Genomic DNA, 16,433 nt, shown 5'->3' with positions numbered 1-16,433 from the left:
TCCCGTGCGGCCTGTCAGCCCTGATCGAAATGTCTGAGCGCCGCTGATTTCTTGCCGATATCGGCGTAAGGCAGGTTGGCGTTATCGGCGTGGGTCAAGGCACGATGTTCAGGCAACTTAAGATGCGCTTTTTCGAACTCGAGAAAGGCGGGGGCCGGCTTTGCGTAGTGGAAATGGGCATACCACAACAGCGTGGGAGGCGTTGCCGTCATGTCCCATATTTCGTATTCCTGCAAGTAATCGGTTCGCCGATCAGGACGTTTGCCCAAAGTTTTCAGCGCACTGGTCTTGCGTATCTCTGCGGCGTTTTGGCTGATCAGATCATCGAGCATTCCATCCGTAGGGTTTTTGCTGCGCAGTGACTGACGGGTGCGCATCCGACGTCCGGTGGCAATCAGTTCCACTGCCTTGTTCCGCAGTTGCTCGATGACGGGGCTCTGTGGGGAAATGGCTTCGATATCGAGCGCCCGGCGCTTCAGTTCGATGGCCTCGTTGACCATCATGTGCTCCAGATCGACCGGGAGCATATCCTGCGCTGCATAGGCTTGAATTCTCGACCGGTAGGCCGGCTGCGACTGCAGGCGATTACGCGCATCTTCAATCATGGCAGCTGCGTCCTTTTGCACGGGGCGAGCGGTTGGCTCGGGAGGATTGAGCAAGCGCGACTTGCCGTTTGCACCCTGTTCCCATATTTCCTCGACACCACCCTTCCCGGTCAGGATGTATTGACGTTTCTGGGTCGTTGGTTCCCAGCGCTCCCCCCCGATCAACAAGTGGTCATCTTCGGTGATGAAGACCTTCTTGCTGCGTTGCCCGGCCGACACGACTGGCGCGGGTTGGTCGATGCCCTTGCGTGCCCGTTGGGCCATTTTTTCGATTCCCTCCAGCAAGGGCGCGACCGCGTCGAGATAGAAGTGCTGGGGATCGCTGGCGGTCCAGGCATTCATGCCGCGACGGAACTGGCTGTAGTGCTCGAGGCATTCCTGGAAAATCTGATTGCGTTGGGCTCGGGTGGCAGGGACCTCCTGCAGGCTGAATTGAGTGAACAATGCACGGTCGACGTTGATGCGCAGGCTTTCGGCTTGGGTCTGTAGATGGAACCAGGACAGATCCCGTACCGTGTTAAAGCGATTGACCGTCTCCAGAAGATGAGCTGTTCTCAGGTAAAGCAGAGTGGGCTCGTTGAGGCGTCCGTTCAACGCCTCTACTTCGGATGTCATTTGTGCCTTTTCGGTTCTGACCGTAATGCGCTCGTACCACCGGTTGAGGTCGCGCATTGCCGTTTCAATCTGTTCCAGGTGGCCGATGACTTCCAGGCGTAGCTTTCGAATGTCGTGCAGAATCCGAACGCGTTCGGCGAGGGCACTGTCTGGTAGTTCGTCCAGTTGATCGATTAGAGCGTCAATTCGGTCGGTGAGCGGATTAGACCGATGGTTGGCAAAGAAAACCCTCTGCTTTTGCCTGTCGGCGATTATCAGGGCGTCATGACTTTGCATTTCACTGAGCAGGCGTCGTTTGTTGCCATGTGCCAGGGGCGCCAGCTCGACCAGCGTCTGGTAATGCCCGCTGGCCAGTTCGATGTCGCCGATACAGGCTGCTTCGGTCTCCTGAATCAGGGCCGGACGGGCTTCTGCAGCAACACTGTTGTACTTTTCCAGTGCCGCATTGGTGCGCGAGATCCGAGCATCGATTTGCGGCGCCAAGTTGTCGGCGGCGTCGGTCAGTGCATTGTGACGACGAAACACCCGATCGGCCCACCACCTTGGCAGGCGTTCGCGAATGGCAGCAGGCCAGATCGGGTCAAGTGCATCGGCCAGATGCCCGAGCACGCCGCCGCCACCCAGCCCGCCGCCTTCGAATGTCGACCCGTAGACGCCGAACCAGGTATCCCATTGGCCGGCTTCATCGAGCGCGATGGGTTGCCGGTAGGTTTTTTTCCGCGTGCCGCTCAGTCTCAAGCCGCGTGAGTCCTTACTCGGTTCAACCTGGAAGATGCGGCCCTGGCGCGTGATGAAGTCGCCATCGGCATGCCGGTAGACATTGCGATAGACCCCGTGCTCGAGCGGTTGCAAGCCGGCCAGGGAAATCGGTTTTTCATACTCGTATCCGGCGAAGCGCTGGGCGATATGTCGTGCGTGGCGTGCTGACGTCGACCGCAATGCCGTGGCGCCTTTGCCAAGCGCCGTCAACTGACGAGCACGCGCCAGCGAGCGGACGACGGTGGTCGAGCGGGTGGCCGGCGAAGTACCGGCGATGTCCATGGCGGCATCGATCAACGACAGCAACACCGACTCTATCTCTGCCAGGCCCTCAGCCACCTCGCCATGCAACAGAGCAGCGACCGCGTTGTTGGCGCTGCTCCAGGCATCATAAAGCGCAACTCCCGCACCGACGAAGGGCACCAGGCCTATCGCCATCTTGATGTAGTTGAACGCCTTCGAGCCGCTGAGCGCGTAGCGTTCCAGGTACAGGTCGGTGCGTGAGCGCGAGGTGTCGCGATGGGCTTCGATCAGGCGGCCCATGTGGGCATTGAGCAAATGTTCGGCCAGCGAAGTCGTCGATGGCCACGCCAGGCCAACGCCGATCATGGCGTCGAAATGCTTCAACACGGCCTGGTTGATGCGGCTTGCGTGGGCCGCCTCGCTGCCTTTCAAGGCTCGGCCGGCCAGGTAGCTGACCATCTCGCTGCGCAGGCACAGATTGAACAAGGCCCGGCGAGCGCTCTCCAGGCTGTCGTAGCGGCGCAGGCATTGGCCGTCGGGGCTGTCGGGCAGATACAGCAGGGTCATCCCGCTGACCTGTTCTTCGATGAAGGTCACGCCGGACAGGGTGGTCGGGCCTTCGTTTGGCGTGTCCTTGCCGCCGGCACTCAGGTAGGCCGGGAACAGTACGATACGATTGCCGTGCGCTTGCCAGGCCCCAGGGGTCTGGGCATCGATGGCAATGGTCAGGACCTGTAGCTGGTCCTGGTTGATCTGGTTTTGCAGGTGTGCGCATTGACCCTGCAATTTGAGCATCAGGCGCCAGGGCTCGACCAGGCATTCGCGGCGATGCTCCCTGACGAAGGGCGTTTCGCTGGCCGAGCCCATGAAGGTATTACGAATCTGATCTTCGTAGCGCTGTGCAAGGTCAAGCTCGGGCAGGACCTTGCGCAGGTAGGTGTTTGTGATGCCGGTCACCAGTGCCTGGCGTGCGCTTTCGTCCGTTGCGTTGACGTGCACCCGCATCTGGGCCAGTCGCAGTGAAAGAGGCTCCAGCTGCATGGACGGGGTGTTATCGATATTGAGCTGGGCCAGCTCCTCGAGGGACATTCGGCTGCGCGTGGCACTGGGCACCGCCACCAGTTTTTGCGGGGTGCCTGGCGCCGCGCCGTCGGCCAGTTGTTTTTCCAGCTTGACCGAATCCGGCAGGTCCAGCTGGATGTCAAACTCCCCTTCAATCGAGAAGTCACCGCGCAACCGCACCTGGAGGTGTTGACGGGTGAATGCGTCACGGGGCGCCAGGGCCGCTTCCAGTTGTGCGTGACTGCGATGCATGGCCTGGATATAGGCCTCGATCAGCTTTTTCAGCTCGGCGCCGGCTGACACCGACAATGTCGCCAGCCAGGTGGGCAGACGCGAAGCCATGCCGGCACTGCGGCTTTGTTCCAGGCGCTGCGCCAGAGCCAGATGACGGGCTGGGTTAACCGGGACCTGCAGCTTGGCCAGGGTTTTGCGCCGCAGCTTTTCCAGTTCATCGGCGCGTTCTGCCGCCTGCGCCGGGTCGGCATGGCGCTGGCGTACTTGCGCGGCCTGTTCTTCAAAGCGACTGATCTGTTTATCCTGGCTGTAAAGCAACGGATCGCAACTGATTTTTGTCAGCTGCAGGGTCAGCTCCGGATCCTGTTCGCGGATCTTGAACAGTTCCAGCTCCAGGTCCCTGCGACTGGCGAAGCGTTGCAAACCGCCGCCAATGCCGGGCCAGTAAATTAGCAGGCTGTGAGGCGCGGCGGGATCGAGCAGCACCTGGGAGCGGGTGATGACAAACGGCCCCTCCAACGCCTGGGTCTGGTTGCCGCTGGTGTCTTCGATCAACGACAGACTGGCCGCCACGACATCGGAATCGGTTTCGTCAGCCGCAGACGGTTCCAGGATGGCCTGGAGCATGTCGAACTGCGGACCGTCGAGCTGATTGAGCGACCTCTGCAGTTTGGCCTCGGCCTGCAACCCGTCCTTGTGGGCCTGATAAAGCGCGCTGGACTCTCGGTTGAAAGTCGTCAGGTCGAGGACGCGCGATCGGTAAAGCAGGGCGGATGCGGCCCTGTCGGCAGCCTGTTCCGCCGTTTCCAGAGCCTTGAGGGTGTCCTCGAATATCCGCTGAAAGTCAGTAGCGCTGTCCTCTCCCAGCAGTGTTTCCAGCGCCGCCTGCTGTTGGCGAAGCGAGGTCAGGCGCATGGCCAGGGGAATATCGGCAGACAGGCTATCGAACAGCGCTGATCGATCCTCATCGCCAAAGCCTTCGGTCAACTCCAGGCTCTCAAGGCTTGGCGCCTGGGCAAACGCTCCGGCACGCCGGGCTTGCAGTTCGGGCGCAAACAGGTCGCTGATGCCTGTGGTCAATGGCCCGGTAGTGGTCGTGTACTGAAAACTGTAATGGCTGGGTAACTCGGGCGGAGCAAGTAGTTGCGCGGACAGCCAATGCTCCATGTCGCTGCGCTCCTCGAAGGCCTGGACGGGAACCGGGCGAGAGGGCAGGTAGAGCAATTGCGCGACGGGTTGCTGGCTGCCCACGGTGATCACCCAGGCCGCCGGGATTTTCCAGAGGCTGTTGTCACTCAACTTCAGCGCCAACTGTTCGCAATGGATGGGCTGGTCGTCCAGATGCACCGTCTCGGTCCCGGCGTCCAGCATCAACCACAGCGGTTTCAATTGTTCGGCACCCAGGGTTCTCAGGGCGAACCCCAGTTGCGCCGCTGATTCAATGTGAGCGCGGTATAGCTGCTCGGCCCGATCACGGCGCGACAGCGGTGTACCCGGGGCACGGGCCTGCCAATAGGCCGTCGCGCCTTCATCCAGCGGCGCGCTTGCGAACAGTGCCTGCAAGCTTTCCTGACAGGCTTGCCAGCTCGCCAAGGCGCTTTGCAACAGGCTCTGGTGGGGATTGCTGGTCAGCGTTGAAAACTCGGGGATGGCGGTCGGCGAGGAGGGTGCGAGTGTTGGGAGTCTTTCGGTCATGATTGCGTGGCTCATCCATGAGGAGCGGCGGGTCCACTCCTGATCAAGCGCCATTTAAGAAAAATCCCCTGTGCCGGTGGCACTACATAGTTATCGCATCGACCATTGAGCGGCATTCATGAAACTGTCACGCAACTGTGGCAGCGCGCTTGAACAAACTTCATCAGACTCGCGCTCTACTGGGGTTCTGCGTTTTGGTGTTTTTCCATGGGTGCTTGGTTCTTTTCACGAATGGTTTTCCTGGCCGCACTGTTGTGCGGCCTGCCGTCTCTGGCGGCGTCTCGCTGTGACGTCAATGTTGCAACCCAACGGGTTGATCTGGCCCAGGTAAGCCTGGCGTACCAGAGCATTGGCCGTGCGTCCGACCCGGCACTGCTGCTGGTGATGGGGCTGGGCGGGCAGTTGATTCACTGGCCCGACGAGGTGGTGGTCGCGCTGTGTCAGCAAGGTTTCCGGGTGATTCGTTATGACAATCGCGATGTCGGCCTGTCGACCTGGCGGCAGACGCCGGCCGAGGCCAACCTGACCTTCGAAGTGCTGCGCTACAAGCTCGGCTTGCCTGTGTCGGCGCCATACACCCTGACCGATATGGCGGACGACGGACTGGGGCTGATGGATGCGTTGCACATCGAGCAATTTCACGTGCTGGGCGCGAGCATGGGCGGAATGATTGCCCAGCACATGGCAGCGATGGCGCCACAACGGGTCGAGAGCCTTACCCTGATCATGAGCACTTCAGGAGCCGAAGGCTTGCCCGCGCCAAGTGCGGCGCTGTTGCAGTTGCTGGCGCGTCGGGGTGCGCCCAACCGTGAAGTTGCATTGGAGCAGCAGGCGGACCTGCTGGCGGCACTGGGCAGTCCGGCGGTGACTGATGATCGCCAGGCATTGCTGCAGCAGGCGGCACAGGCGTACGACCGGGCCTTCAATCCCGAGGGCGCCAAGCGCCAGATCCTGGCGATCCTGGCCGAACCGAGCCGAGTGGCATTGCTCAATCAGCTACGGGTGCCGGCGCTGGTGGTGCATGGCACGGCCGATCCGTTGTTGCCGGTGATGCATGGCGTGCACCTGGCGGCGCATCTGCGTGGCAGCCAGTTGAAGTTGATACCGGGCCTGGCGCATCGTTTTCAGGAAGCGTTCAAGGCGCCATTGCTGGCAGCCGTGTTGCCCTATCTGCGGGCGCATCGCGAGGACACTTCGCATTGGGCGCAGATCGAGCCTGTGGCTGACCACAACCTTCTTTAGCGCACGGATCAGCCGTGCAGGCGAACCCAGACGCTGACCAATGCCGTCGCCGCGATCAACCACGCCACGGCCGCGACGGCCAGCGACGCCTCGAGGCGCATTCGATCGACCATCACATACAGGGTCGCCAGGTAGATGAAGTACGGAATGATCGACCACATGCCAAACACGATGGTGGTCTTCAGGTCATCCAGCGAACGGCCCTTGCCGACGATGTAATGGGCGATGAGGGCAAAGGTCGGGAACAGCGGCACAAGCCCGGCGATGTAATAGTTCCGGGTCTTGGCCAGGGCGGCGAGGATCACCACCACCGCCGCGCCCAGGGTTGCTTTGAGTATCAGGTCCACACAGGTCTCGCTTAATGGCTCAGGCCGTACTTTTTCACTTTGTCGAACAGCGTGGTCTTGGCCATGCCCAGTTCCAGGCTGGCCTGGGTCAGGTTGCCGCCGCTGCGTTGCAGGGCGTCGCTCAGCAGGTTGCGCTCGAAGGCCTCCACCGCTTCGGCGAAGGCCAGGCCTTGGGCGCTGCCGCCCGCACCGGGTTTCTTGAACGCCGGCAGGCCCAGGGCAAAGCGCTCGGCGACGTTGCGCAGTTCGCGCACGTTGCCCGGCCAGTCGTGGCTCATCAGGTTTGACAGGGTCTGGTTGTCGAGTTCCGGCGCGGCGCGGTCGAAGCGCAACGACGACTGCTGCAAGAAGTATTCGAACAATTGCAGGATGTCTTCGCGGCGCTCGCGCAGGGGCGGCAGTTCCAGGGTCACCACGTTGAGGCGGTAATACAGGTCGCTGCGAAATTCACCGGCCTTGCTCGACTGGTCGAGATCGGATTTGGTGGCCGCGATCACCCGGCAGTCCACCGCCACGCTCTGGTTCGAGCCGAGACGTTCGAGGGTGCGCTCCTGCAACACCCGCAACAGTTTGATCTGCAGGGGCAGGGGCATGCTTTCCACTTCGTCGAGGAACAGCGTGCCGCCGTCGGCGTGTTCGATCTTGCCGATCCGCCGTTTGCCGGCGCCGGTGAAGGCGTTGGCTTCGTGGCCGAAGATCTCGCTTTCGAAGAGGTTTTCCGGCAGGCCGCCGCAGTTGAGCGCGACGAATTGCCGGGTGTGGCGACGACTGAAGTCGTGCAGGCAGCGCGCGACCAGTTCCTTGCCGGTGCCGGTCTCGCCCTCGATCAGCACGTTGGCTGAAGTATCGGCGACATTGGCGATCAGTTCGCGCAGGTTCTGCATGGCCGGCGAGCGGCCGATGATCCGCCCTTCGAGGGAATCGCGCTCGGCCAGTTGCCGGCGCAACGACGAGACTTCCCGTGCCAGGCTGCGTTGCTCCAGGGCTCGACGGGCGACATCCACCAGGCGTTCGGGCGAGAAGGGTTTCTCCATGAAGTCGTAGGCGCCTTTCTGCATGGCGCCGACGGCCATGGAAATGTCGCCGTGACCGGTAATCAGCACGACTGGCAGGCTGCGATCGCGGGCCTTGAGTCGGTTCAGCAGTTCCAGGCCATCGATGCCCGGCAGGCGAATGTCACTGATGACGATGCCGGCGAAGTTGTCGCCGACCCGTTCCAGGGCTTCCTCGGCGCTGCCGACACCGATGCAGGGAATGTCTTCCAGGGTCAGCGCCTGTTGGCAGCCGAGCAGCACATGGGGGTCGTCTTCGACGATCAATACACTAAGGTCGTTGTTCATATTGGCTCAGCGGGAGTGGGGCTTACCAACGGTAAACTGAGGACGAAAGCGGTACCACCGCTGGCCGGGTGCTCGACACCCAGGTGACCGCCAGTGGCGGCGGCCAGGCTCGCGGAGAGTGTCAGGCCGAGGCCCAGGCCTTGTTCGCCGGGCTTTGTGGTGAAAAACGGTTCGAACAGGTGCTTGCGCGCTTCGGCATCGATGCCGTGGCCATTGTCCCGTACGCGCAGCCGATATTTACCATCGAATACTTCGCCTTCGAGCCACAGCTCCGGCTGCGGTTGCGCCTGCATGGCGTCCAGGGCATTGCCGATCAGGTTGACCAGGATTTGCTCGAGGCGGGTCTGGTCGATCCGCACCTGCACATCGTCGAAGTGCCGATGCAATTGCAGATGGGCGCTTTCCACGCGCCCGCCGAGCAATTGCAAGGCGGCGTCCACGGCTTTGCCGAGACAGGCCTGGCCCTTGTCGTCACCGCGCCGGGCGAAGGAGCGCAGGCTGGCGGTGATCCGGCCCATGCGGTCGATCAATTCGTTGATGGTCTTGAGGTTGGTGCTGGCCACGTCAAGCTGACCGCGCTCGAGAAAACGCACGGTGTTGCCGGACAGGGTGCGCAACGCCGCCAACGGCTGGTTCAATTCGTGGGCGATGCTGGTGGACATCTGCCCGATCGCCGCGAGTTTTCCAGCCTGCACCAGTTCATCCTGAGCACGGCGCAGCGTCTCTTCGGCTTGGCGGCGTTCGCGGATCTGACCCTTGAGCCGTTCGTTGCTGGCGCGCAGGTCGGTGGTGCGTTCGGTAATCCGACGCTCCAGTTGATTGTTGGCTTCCTGCAAGGCTTCCCGGGCGGCCAGGCGGGTGGCGATCACCTTGCGCCGCTCGTTCCAGGCAATGAGCAGGAACGCCACCAGGGCAAATGCCACGGCGACCAGAATCCCCTGGTTGATCGCTTCTCGGCGCAAATCCTGGAGTGGCGTGAGCAGGGTGAAATTCCACGGTGTATCGCTCAAGGGCCGGGTTTGCGACAGGTAGCTGATGTTTTCATCATCGGAGACCAGTTCGCTGTTGGCGGGGAAGGTGAGTTTTTCCACGCCCTCGGACAGGGTTTCCCGGGCCAGCGGTTGCAATTCGTTCAGCGGAAACCAGTAGTACTGGAGACTGCGGGCGAGCTTTTCCTTGGTGTCTTCGCTCAGCGGCACCACTGACTTGAGGCGTCGCGCCGGATCGCTGGAGAGAATGATGATGCCGTTCTCGTCGCTGACGAAGGCTTCCAGGCGCGCGCGCTGCCAGCGTTCTTCCATGGCTTCGAGGCGCACCTTGACCACCGCGACGCCAATGATCTTGCCGTGTTCTTCCAAGCCATGGGCCAGATAGTAACCGGGTTCGCCGTTGGTGCTGCCGATGCCATAGAAGCGTCCGGGCTGGCCGCGTACGGCGTTCTGGAAATAGGCACGGAAGGACAGGTCTTCGCCCAGGTAACTGTCGACATCGCGCCAGTTGCTGGTGGCCATGACACGGCCGGTGGTGTCCATCACGTAGATGGCCCGGCTGCGGCTGCGCCGGTTCAGGCCTTCGAGGTAATCGTTGACGGTCTGCCGGTGTTCCGGCGTCGGGTCGGCCAGCAGCCTGGAAACACTGGTTTCGAGTTCCAGCAGGCTGGGCAGGTAGGTGTACTTGCTGATCTCGCTTTCGACGGCGCGGGCGTGCAGTTCCAGCTGGCGCTGGCCGTTTTCGCCGAGGCTGCGGATGCCATAGTGTTCACTGGTCCAGAAGCCGATATAACCCAGTCCGATCATCAGCGCGATGATCAGCGGCGGCAGGAACAGATGGCGAATCAGGCGGGGTTTCACGGCGAGTGATGGCGACGTGGCGCGATAGAGAGTGGGGTCGCATTTCATCACAGATGCCTTGGGTCAACCACAACACAAATCCAAACCTTGCCCCGCCCCCTGTAGGAGCCGGCTTGCCGGCGAAAGCGTTAGCCCGGATACCAGAGTTCGTCTGGACACCGCCTTCGCTGGCAAGCCAGCTCCTACAGGGGAACGGTGTTTTCTTAGTGTTGCAGAATCTTGTTGAGGAAGTGCTGCGTACGCTCGGCACGGTGGCTGATGTCGCCGAAGAACTCCTCTTTCTTGCAGTCTTCGATGATCTTGCCCTGGTCCATGAAGATCACGCGGTCGGCCACTTTGCGGGCGAAGCCCATTTCGTGGGTCACGCACATCATGGTCATGCCTTCGTGGGCCAGTTGCACCATCACGTCCAGCACTTCGTTGACCATTTCCGGGTCCAGCGCCGAAGTCGGTTCGTCGAACAGCATGACGATCGGGTCCATCGCCAGCGCACGGGCAATCGCCACGCGCTGCTGCTGACCACCGGACAGTTGGCCCGGGTGCTTGTGGGCGTGCGCTGAGAGGCCGACACGTTCGAGCAGTTGCAGGCCTTTCTTGGTGGCCTCTTCCTTGCTGCGGCCCAACACCTTGATCTGCGCGATGGTCAGGTTTTCAGTGATGGTCAGGTGCGGGAACAATTCGAAATGCTGGAACACCATGCCCACCCGCGAACGCAGTTTCGGCAGGTTGGTCTTCGGGTCGGCGATGGACGTACCGTCGACCACGATGTCGCCTTTCTGGAACGGTTCCAGGGCATTGACGCACTTGATCAGGGTCGATTTGCCGGAACCGGACGGCCCGCACACCACGATCACTTCGCCTTTCTTGACCTCGGTGCTGCAATCAGTCAGCACCTGGAAGTCCCCATACCACTTGTTGATGTTTTTGATAGAGATCATACGGCGAACCTTTTTTGCAGACGCTTGACCAGCTGCGAGGCGGCAAAGCTGATGATGAAGTACACGAGACCTGCGAAGATCAGGAACTCATTGGAGCGGCCAATGATGTCGCCACTGGCGCGCGAAGCATTGAGGAAATCCACCAGGCCGACGGCGTACACCAGCGAGGTGTCCTGGAACAGGATGATGCTCTGCTGCAGCAACAGCGGGGTCATCTTGCGGAACGCCTGCGGCAGGATGATCAGGCGCATCATCTGGCCATAGCTCATGCCCAGCGCCTGGGCGGCACCCATCTGCCCCTTGGGAATCGACTGCACACCGGCGCGGACGATTTCGCAGAAGTACGCCGCTTCGAACATCATGAACGCCACGATGCAGGAGGTGAACGCGCCGATCGGGGTGTCTTCGCCAGTGATCCAGCGCAGCACGAACGGCACCGCCAGGTAGAACCAGGTGATCACCAGCAGCAACGGGATCGAGCGGAAATAGTTGACGTAGGCACCGGCAATGTTCGACAGCAGTTTGCTGTGGGACAGGCGCATCAACGCCAGGATGGTGCCGAGGATGATCCCGCCGATCACGCCCATGACCATCAGTTTGAGGGTCATGATCATGCCGTTCCACAGGCCGGGAATGGCCGGGACGATGCCCGAGAAGTCGAATTCCATCATTTACCCCCTACGGAAATCAGGCCAGGCACGGCGACTTTCTTCTCGACCAGGCGCATCAGCAACATCAGGCTCATGTTCAGGGTGAAGTAGATCAGCGTGGCCAGGGTGAAGGCTTCGAACAGGTTCGCGGAGAACTCGGCGGTCTGTTTGGTCTGCGCGAGCAGCTCCATCAGACCGATCAGCGAGGCCACGGAGGTGTTCTTGAAGACGTTCAGGAATTCCGAGGTGAGCGGCGGAATGATGATCCGGTAGGCCTGGGGCAGCAGCACGTTCCAGTAGATCTGCGGCAACTTGAAGCCCATGGCGCGGGCAGCGGATTCCTGGCCGCGGGGCAGCGCCTGGATACCGGTGCGCACCTGTTCGCAAACCCGTGCGGTGGTGAACAGGCCCAGGCACACGACGACGCTGAGGAAGGCCGAGGTGGTCGGATTCAAGTCCTGCTTGTACCACTCCTGCAGGTCGGCTGGCAGCAGGTCGGGTACCAGGAAGTACCAGATGAACAGCTGAACCAGCAGCGGCACGTTACGAAAGAGTTCGACGTAGCAGGTGGCGATGCCCGATACGATGCGGTTCGGCACGGTACGCATGACACCCAGGATCGAACCCAGTGTCAGGGCAATGATCCAGGCCGCGATGGCGATGCCGATGGTCCAGGCCAGACCGGACACGTACCAGTCGAGATACGTCTCGCTGCCCACGCCGGTGGACTTGAAGAACACGCTCCAGTCCCAGTTGTAATTCATTAGGGTCTCCCCTCAGATCGATCGATGTACAGGTACCCGCTTGGGGGAAGCTCCGTTCCCGCCTGATCTTTACGATCAGGCACACGCTCCCGGCTCGACAGCCACCGGTTCGAGTGTTTCCCAAAAATGCCAGCAGGAAGTGACCACCTCCTGAAAGGGCCAGGGCCCTCCCAGGAGATAAGGTTAGTCAGAAATCAGGATTTCTTGTCGTCAGCCGCTTTATCGGTCGGATTGGCGATCAGGGCCTTGAGCTCGTCGCTCATCGGGAAGTTCAGGTTCAGGTTCTTTGGCGGAATTGGCTGCATGAACCATTTTTCGTAGATCTTGTTGATCTCGCCCGACGCGTAGGTGGCCTTGATGGCGTCATCCACGGCCTTTTTGAACGGCTCGTCGCCTTTGCGCACCATGCAGCCGTAGATTTCGTAGGACTGTGGAGTGCCGGTCACGGCCCAGTCACTGGCCTTCTTGGCCTTGGCCGCTTCACCGGCCAGCAGGGCGTCGTCCATCATGAAGGCCACGGCACGGCCGGTTTCCAGCATCTGGAACGATTCGCCATGGTCTTTGGCGGAGATGACGTTCATGCCCATCTGCTTGTCGGCGTTCATCGCCTTGAGGATGCGCTCGGACGTGGTGCCGGCGGTGGTCACGACGTTCTTGCCGGCCAGGTCCGGGAAATCCTTGTACTTGGAATCTGCCTTGGACAGCAGGCGAGTACCGATTTCGAAGATACCGACGGAGAAGTCAACCTGCTGCTGGCGTTCGACGTTGTTGGTGGTCGAACCGCACTCGAGGTCCACGGTGCCGTTCTGCACCAGCGGGATACGGGTTTGCGAGGTGACCAGGTTGTACTTGACCTGCAGGTTCGGCAGGTCCAGGTCTTTTTTCAGGGCTTCGACGACTTTCAGCTGGATGTCGTGGGAGTAGCCGACCGGTTTGCCGGAGGCGTCCGCGATGTAGGAGAAAGGAATGGAAGCGTCACGATGCCCGAGGGTGATGACACCGGACTCTTTGATCTTCTTCAGGGTGCCGGTGAGTTCGGCGGCGAAAACTGGCGTGCTGATCAGAGCGGCAGCAATGGCTGCGCCCAGGATATGGGGAACGATGCGCATCAAATTTTCCTCGACTTTGTTTTTTTTATGGAGCCAGTTCTTCGGCCCTTTTGTGCTTCGAATGCCTGACGGCTCCTGAAGTGTTGGCGCAACAGGCATTCGTCCAAGAGTGTAGAGCATGACTCGTGCCAGGCCAGGCAGTAGGACATATTTTGTTGATTTATAAGGAGATTAAATTTTTATGGAGGGCATTTTGGGGCAGAAGAAATCCGGTTTACCGAATCGACCACCAAGTCGCGTTCGGAAAACCGAATGCGCATGTGTAGGAGCCCGGCTTGCCGGCGAAGGCGCCCGACAGACTGGCGCAAGTCTTGAGGACGCCTTCGCCGGCAAGCCGGGCTCTACAAAGGAGGGGAAATCAGGCCGCTTCGATCTTGCTGCGGTTCTGCTCGACCTTGCTCAGGTAATCCGCGAGCCTCTGCTGCTGCTCAGGAGTGGTGAACAAACCGAGTTTGCTGCGACGCCACAGAATGTCGTGGGCGCTGGTCGCCCACTCTTCGCTGCACAGGTAATCGACCTCACGGGTGTAGAGGCCGCCGCCAATGTGTTCGCCCATGTCATTGAGGCTTTGTACGCCTTCGAGCATGCGCCAGGTGCGACTGCCGTAGGTGGTGGCCCAGCGGCGCGAGATTTCGCTGGGGATCCAGTCATACTTGTCGCGGATCAGCGAGCTCAGTGCCTGCGGTGTGCTCATGTCTTCGCCGCCCGGCAGGGTGGCGGTGGCGGTCCAGCCTGGCTTGATCTGCGGGAAGTGCGGGGCCAGTTGCGCCAGCGCCGATTCGGCCAGCTTGCGGTAAGTGGTCAGCTTGCCGCCGAACACCGACAGCAGGGGCGCTTCCTCGCCGCTGCCCGACAGCGCCAGGGTGTAGTCGCGGGTGACGGCGGACGGGTTGTCGGACTCGTCGTTGCACAGCGGACGAACGCCGGAATAGTTGTGCACGACATCGTCGCGGCTGATCTGCTTCTTGAAGTGGGCGTTGACCACTTGCAGCAGGTACTCGGTTTCCGCCTCGGTGATCGCCACTTTGGCCGGATCGCCGGTGTACTCACGGTCGGTGGTGCCGATCAGGGTGAAGTGATTGAGGTACGGAATGGTGAAGACGATGCGCTGATCTTCGTTTTGCAGGATGTGCGCGTGATCGCCTTCGTACAGTTTCGGCACGATCAGGTGACTGCCCTGGATCAGGCGGATGCCGTACGGTGATTCCATTTTCAGGTCGTCGCGAATGAACTTGGCGACCCAGGGGCCGGCTGCATTCACCAGCGCCTTGGCGCGGATCGAAAACAGGCTGCCATCGGCGCGTTCCAGGTGCAGGTGCCACAGGCCTTTGGTGCGACGCGCGCTTACGCAGCGGGTCTGGGTGTGGACGTGGGCGCCGTTTTCCCGGGCTGCCATGGCGTTCAGTACCACCAGGCGCGCATCGTCGACCCAGCAGTCGGAGTATTCGAAACCTTTGGTGATTTCGCTTTTCAGCGCACTGTCCGGGCCGAACTTCAGGCTCTTTGAGCCGGCCAGTTTTTCACGTTTGCCCAGGTTGTCATAAAGGAACAGGCCTGCGCGGATCATCCAGGCCGGGCGCAGGTGCGGGCGATGGGGCAACACGAAGCGCATCGGCTTGACGATGTGCGGGGCCTTGGCCAGCAGCACTTCGCGCTCGGCCAGCGCTTCGCGCACCAGGCGGAATTCGTAATGTTCGAGGTAGCGCAGGCCGCCGTGGATCAGCTTGCTGCTGGCCGACGAGGTGTGGCTGGCCAGATCATCCTTTTCGCAAAGGAACACCGAAAGGCCGCGACCGGCGGCATCTGCCGCGATCCCTACGCCATTGATGCCGCCACCGATGACGGCGATATCGTAGACCTCGGCGAGAGGCGGCGTAGGCAAGGTAGTAGTGGGCATCGGCTAAGGCCTCGGAATTCTTTGATTTTCTGTATTTGAATTCGAACATTAATGTTCATTTGCGAAAATCTTAGCCCATAAAGACGCCCACAGCCAGTCGCATTCGATTGAAAAAACTGATCGAAGGGCGGTTAAAGGAAAATATTCGAACATAAAAGCAAAGATCGCAGCCTTCGGCAGCTCCTACAGGGATATGCAAAACCTGTAGGAGCTGCCGAAGGCTGCGATCTTTTGATGTTGAGAAGGGTTAAACGACTTCGAGTCGAATCTTGTGCTGATGCAACAACTGGGTCAGCGCCGGCACCGGCTCCTGGTCGGTGACCAGATAATCGATCAGGCTGATCGGTCCCAGGCGGATCATGGCGTTGCGCCCGAACTTGCTGGAGTCGGCGGCGAGAATCACCTTGCGGGCGTTGGCGATGATCGCCTGGGAGACCCGCACTTCCTGATAATCGAAATCCAGCAGGCTGCCGTCTTCGTCGATGCCGCTGATTCCGACCAGGGCAAAGTCGACCTTGAACTGGTTGATGAAGTCGACGCTGGCCTGGCCGACCACACCGCCGTCACGCCGCACATTGCCCCCGGTCAGCAGCACGTCGAAGTCGTCCTTGGCGCTGAGCATCGAAGCCACATGCAGGTTGTTGGTGATGATCTTCAGGTGATTGTGGTTGAGCAGGGCGCGGGCAATGGATTCGGTGGTGGTTCCGATATTGATGAACAGCGAGGCGTGGTCGGGGATCTGCGCGGCGATGGCTTCGCCGATGCGCTGTTTCTCATCGCGCATCTGATCGGCGCGCATGGCGTAGGCGGTGTTTTCAACACTGGAATCGTAAGCCGCGCCACCGTGGTAGCGGCGCAACAGATTGGCTTCCGCCAGTTGATTGATATCGCGGCGGATGGTCTGCGGGGTAACAACGAACAGCGTGGCCATTTCCTCGATGCTGACATAACCGCGTTCACGGACCAGTTCGAGGATTTGCTGCTGACGGGGAGGCAGATTCATGGGGCGTCCTTTGGGCTGCCGTGCAAAATTTGCCCATGATGCCGCAGGAATCTGCTCCCTACCAGTTACATACAGATACG

11 protein-coding genes are annotated in these 16,433 nt (G+C 60.7%); 1 reads left to right on the top strand and 10 read right to left on the bottom strand.

The genetic code is table 11. The features are described 5' to 3' along the window. Positions 1–14 precede the first annotated feature (14 nt). A complete protein-coding gene (locus tag SOP85_RS16250) occupies positions 15–5,213 on the bottom strand; it encodes a dermonecrotic toxin domain-containing protein (protein WP_323627490.1) in 5,199 nt (1,732 codons plus the stop codon). Positions 5,214–5,420: 207 nt separating this feature from the next. On the opposite strand from SOP85_RS16250, the gene SOP85_RS16245 reads away from it, so the two are divergent. Then, positions 5,421–6,455 carry an alpha/beta fold hydrolase gene (locus SOP85_RS16245; RefSeq protein WP_274074275.1) on the top strand — a complete coding sequence of 345 codons (1,035 nt, stop codon included), beginning with the start codon at positions 5,421–5,423 and terminating at the stop codon, positions 6,453–6,455. Positions 6,456–6,463: 8 nt separating this feature from the next. Here SOP85_RS16245 and SOP85_RS16240 read toward each other — a convergent pair whose 3' ends face one another. The 9 genes from SOP85_RS16240 to SOP85_RS16200 form a co-directional block, all read right to left on the bottom strand. Then, positions 6,464–6,793, bottom strand: a complete 330-nt coding sequence (locus SOP85_RS16240) for a GlpM family protein (protein ID WP_180205389.1) — start codon at positions 6,791–6,793, stop codon at positions 6,464–6,466. 20 nt (positions 6,794–6,813) lie between these two features. Further along, positions 6,814–8,142, bottom strand: coding sequence for a sigma-54-dependent transcriptional regulator (locus SOP85_RS16235; RefSeq protein ID WP_274074276.1), 1,329 nt, complete (start codon positions 8,140–8,142; stop codon positions 6,814–6,816). Next, a complete protein-coding gene (locus SOP85_RS16230) occupies positions 8,139–10,040 on the bottom strand; it encodes a sensor histidine kinase (RefSeq protein WP_323627488.1) in 1,902 nt (633 codons plus the stop codon). Before SOP85_RS16230 ends, SOP85_RS16235 begins: the two co-directional genes overlap by 4 nt. Positions 10,041–10,195: 155 nt before the next feature. Beyond that, positions 10,196–10,930: an amino acid ABC transporter ATP-binding protein gene (locus SOP85_RS16225; RefSeq protein ID WP_095197146.1), complete on the bottom strand. Its 735-nt coding sequence runs from the start codon at positions 10,928–10,930 to the stop codon at positions 10,196–10,198. Then, the gene (locus tag SOP85_RS16220; protein ID WP_323627486.1) at positions 10,927–11,598 is read right to left on the bottom strand and encodes an amino acid ABC transporter permease; all 672 of its coding nucleotides are present in this window, start codon (positions 11,596–11,598) and stop codon (positions 10,927–10,929) included. The genes SOP85_RS16225 and SOP85_RS16220 overlap by 4 nt, the downstream gene beginning before the upstream one ends. Further along, positions 11,598–12,344, bottom strand: a complete 747-nt coding sequence (locus tag SOP85_RS16215; RefSeq protein WP_274074279.1) for an amino acid ABC transporter permease — start codon at positions 12,342–12,344, stop codon at positions 11,598–11,600. Before SOP85_RS16215 ends, SOP85_RS16220 begins: the two co-directional genes overlap by 1 nt. 194 nt (positions 12,345–12,538) lie before the next feature. Next, on the bottom strand, positions 12,539–13,453 hold the full coding sequence (locus SOP85_RS16210; RefSeq protein ID WP_008056636.1) for a glutamate/aspartate ABC transporter substrate-binding protein: 915 nt from the start codon (positions 13,451–13,453) through the stop codon (positions 12,539–12,541). A gap of 358 nt (positions 13,454–13,811) precedes the next feature. Then, positions 13,812–15,350, bottom strand: coding sequence for a glycerol-3-phosphate dehydrogenase (gene glpD / locus SOP85_RS16205; protein WP_323627484.1), 1,539 nt, complete (start codon positions 15,348–15,350; stop codon positions 13,812–13,814). 247 nt (positions 15,351–15,597) lie between these two features. Further along, positions 15,598–16,353 carry a DeoR/GlpR family transcriptional regulator gene (locus SOP85_RS16200; protein ID WP_323627483.1) on the bottom strand — a complete coding sequence of 252 codons (756 nt, stop codon included), beginning with the start codon at positions 16,351–16,353 and terminating at the stop codon, positions 15,598–15,600. Positions 16,354–16,433: the final 80 nt, after the last annotated feature.

This window comes from Pseudomonas sp. YuFO20, from assembly GCF_035064975.1.
Lineage (GTDB): Bacteria > Pseudomonadota > Gammaproteobacteria > Pseudomonadales > Pseudomonadaceae > Aquipseudomonas > Aquipseudomonas putida_AE.
This window is presented reverse-complemented; position numbering and strand designations above follow the sequence as displayed.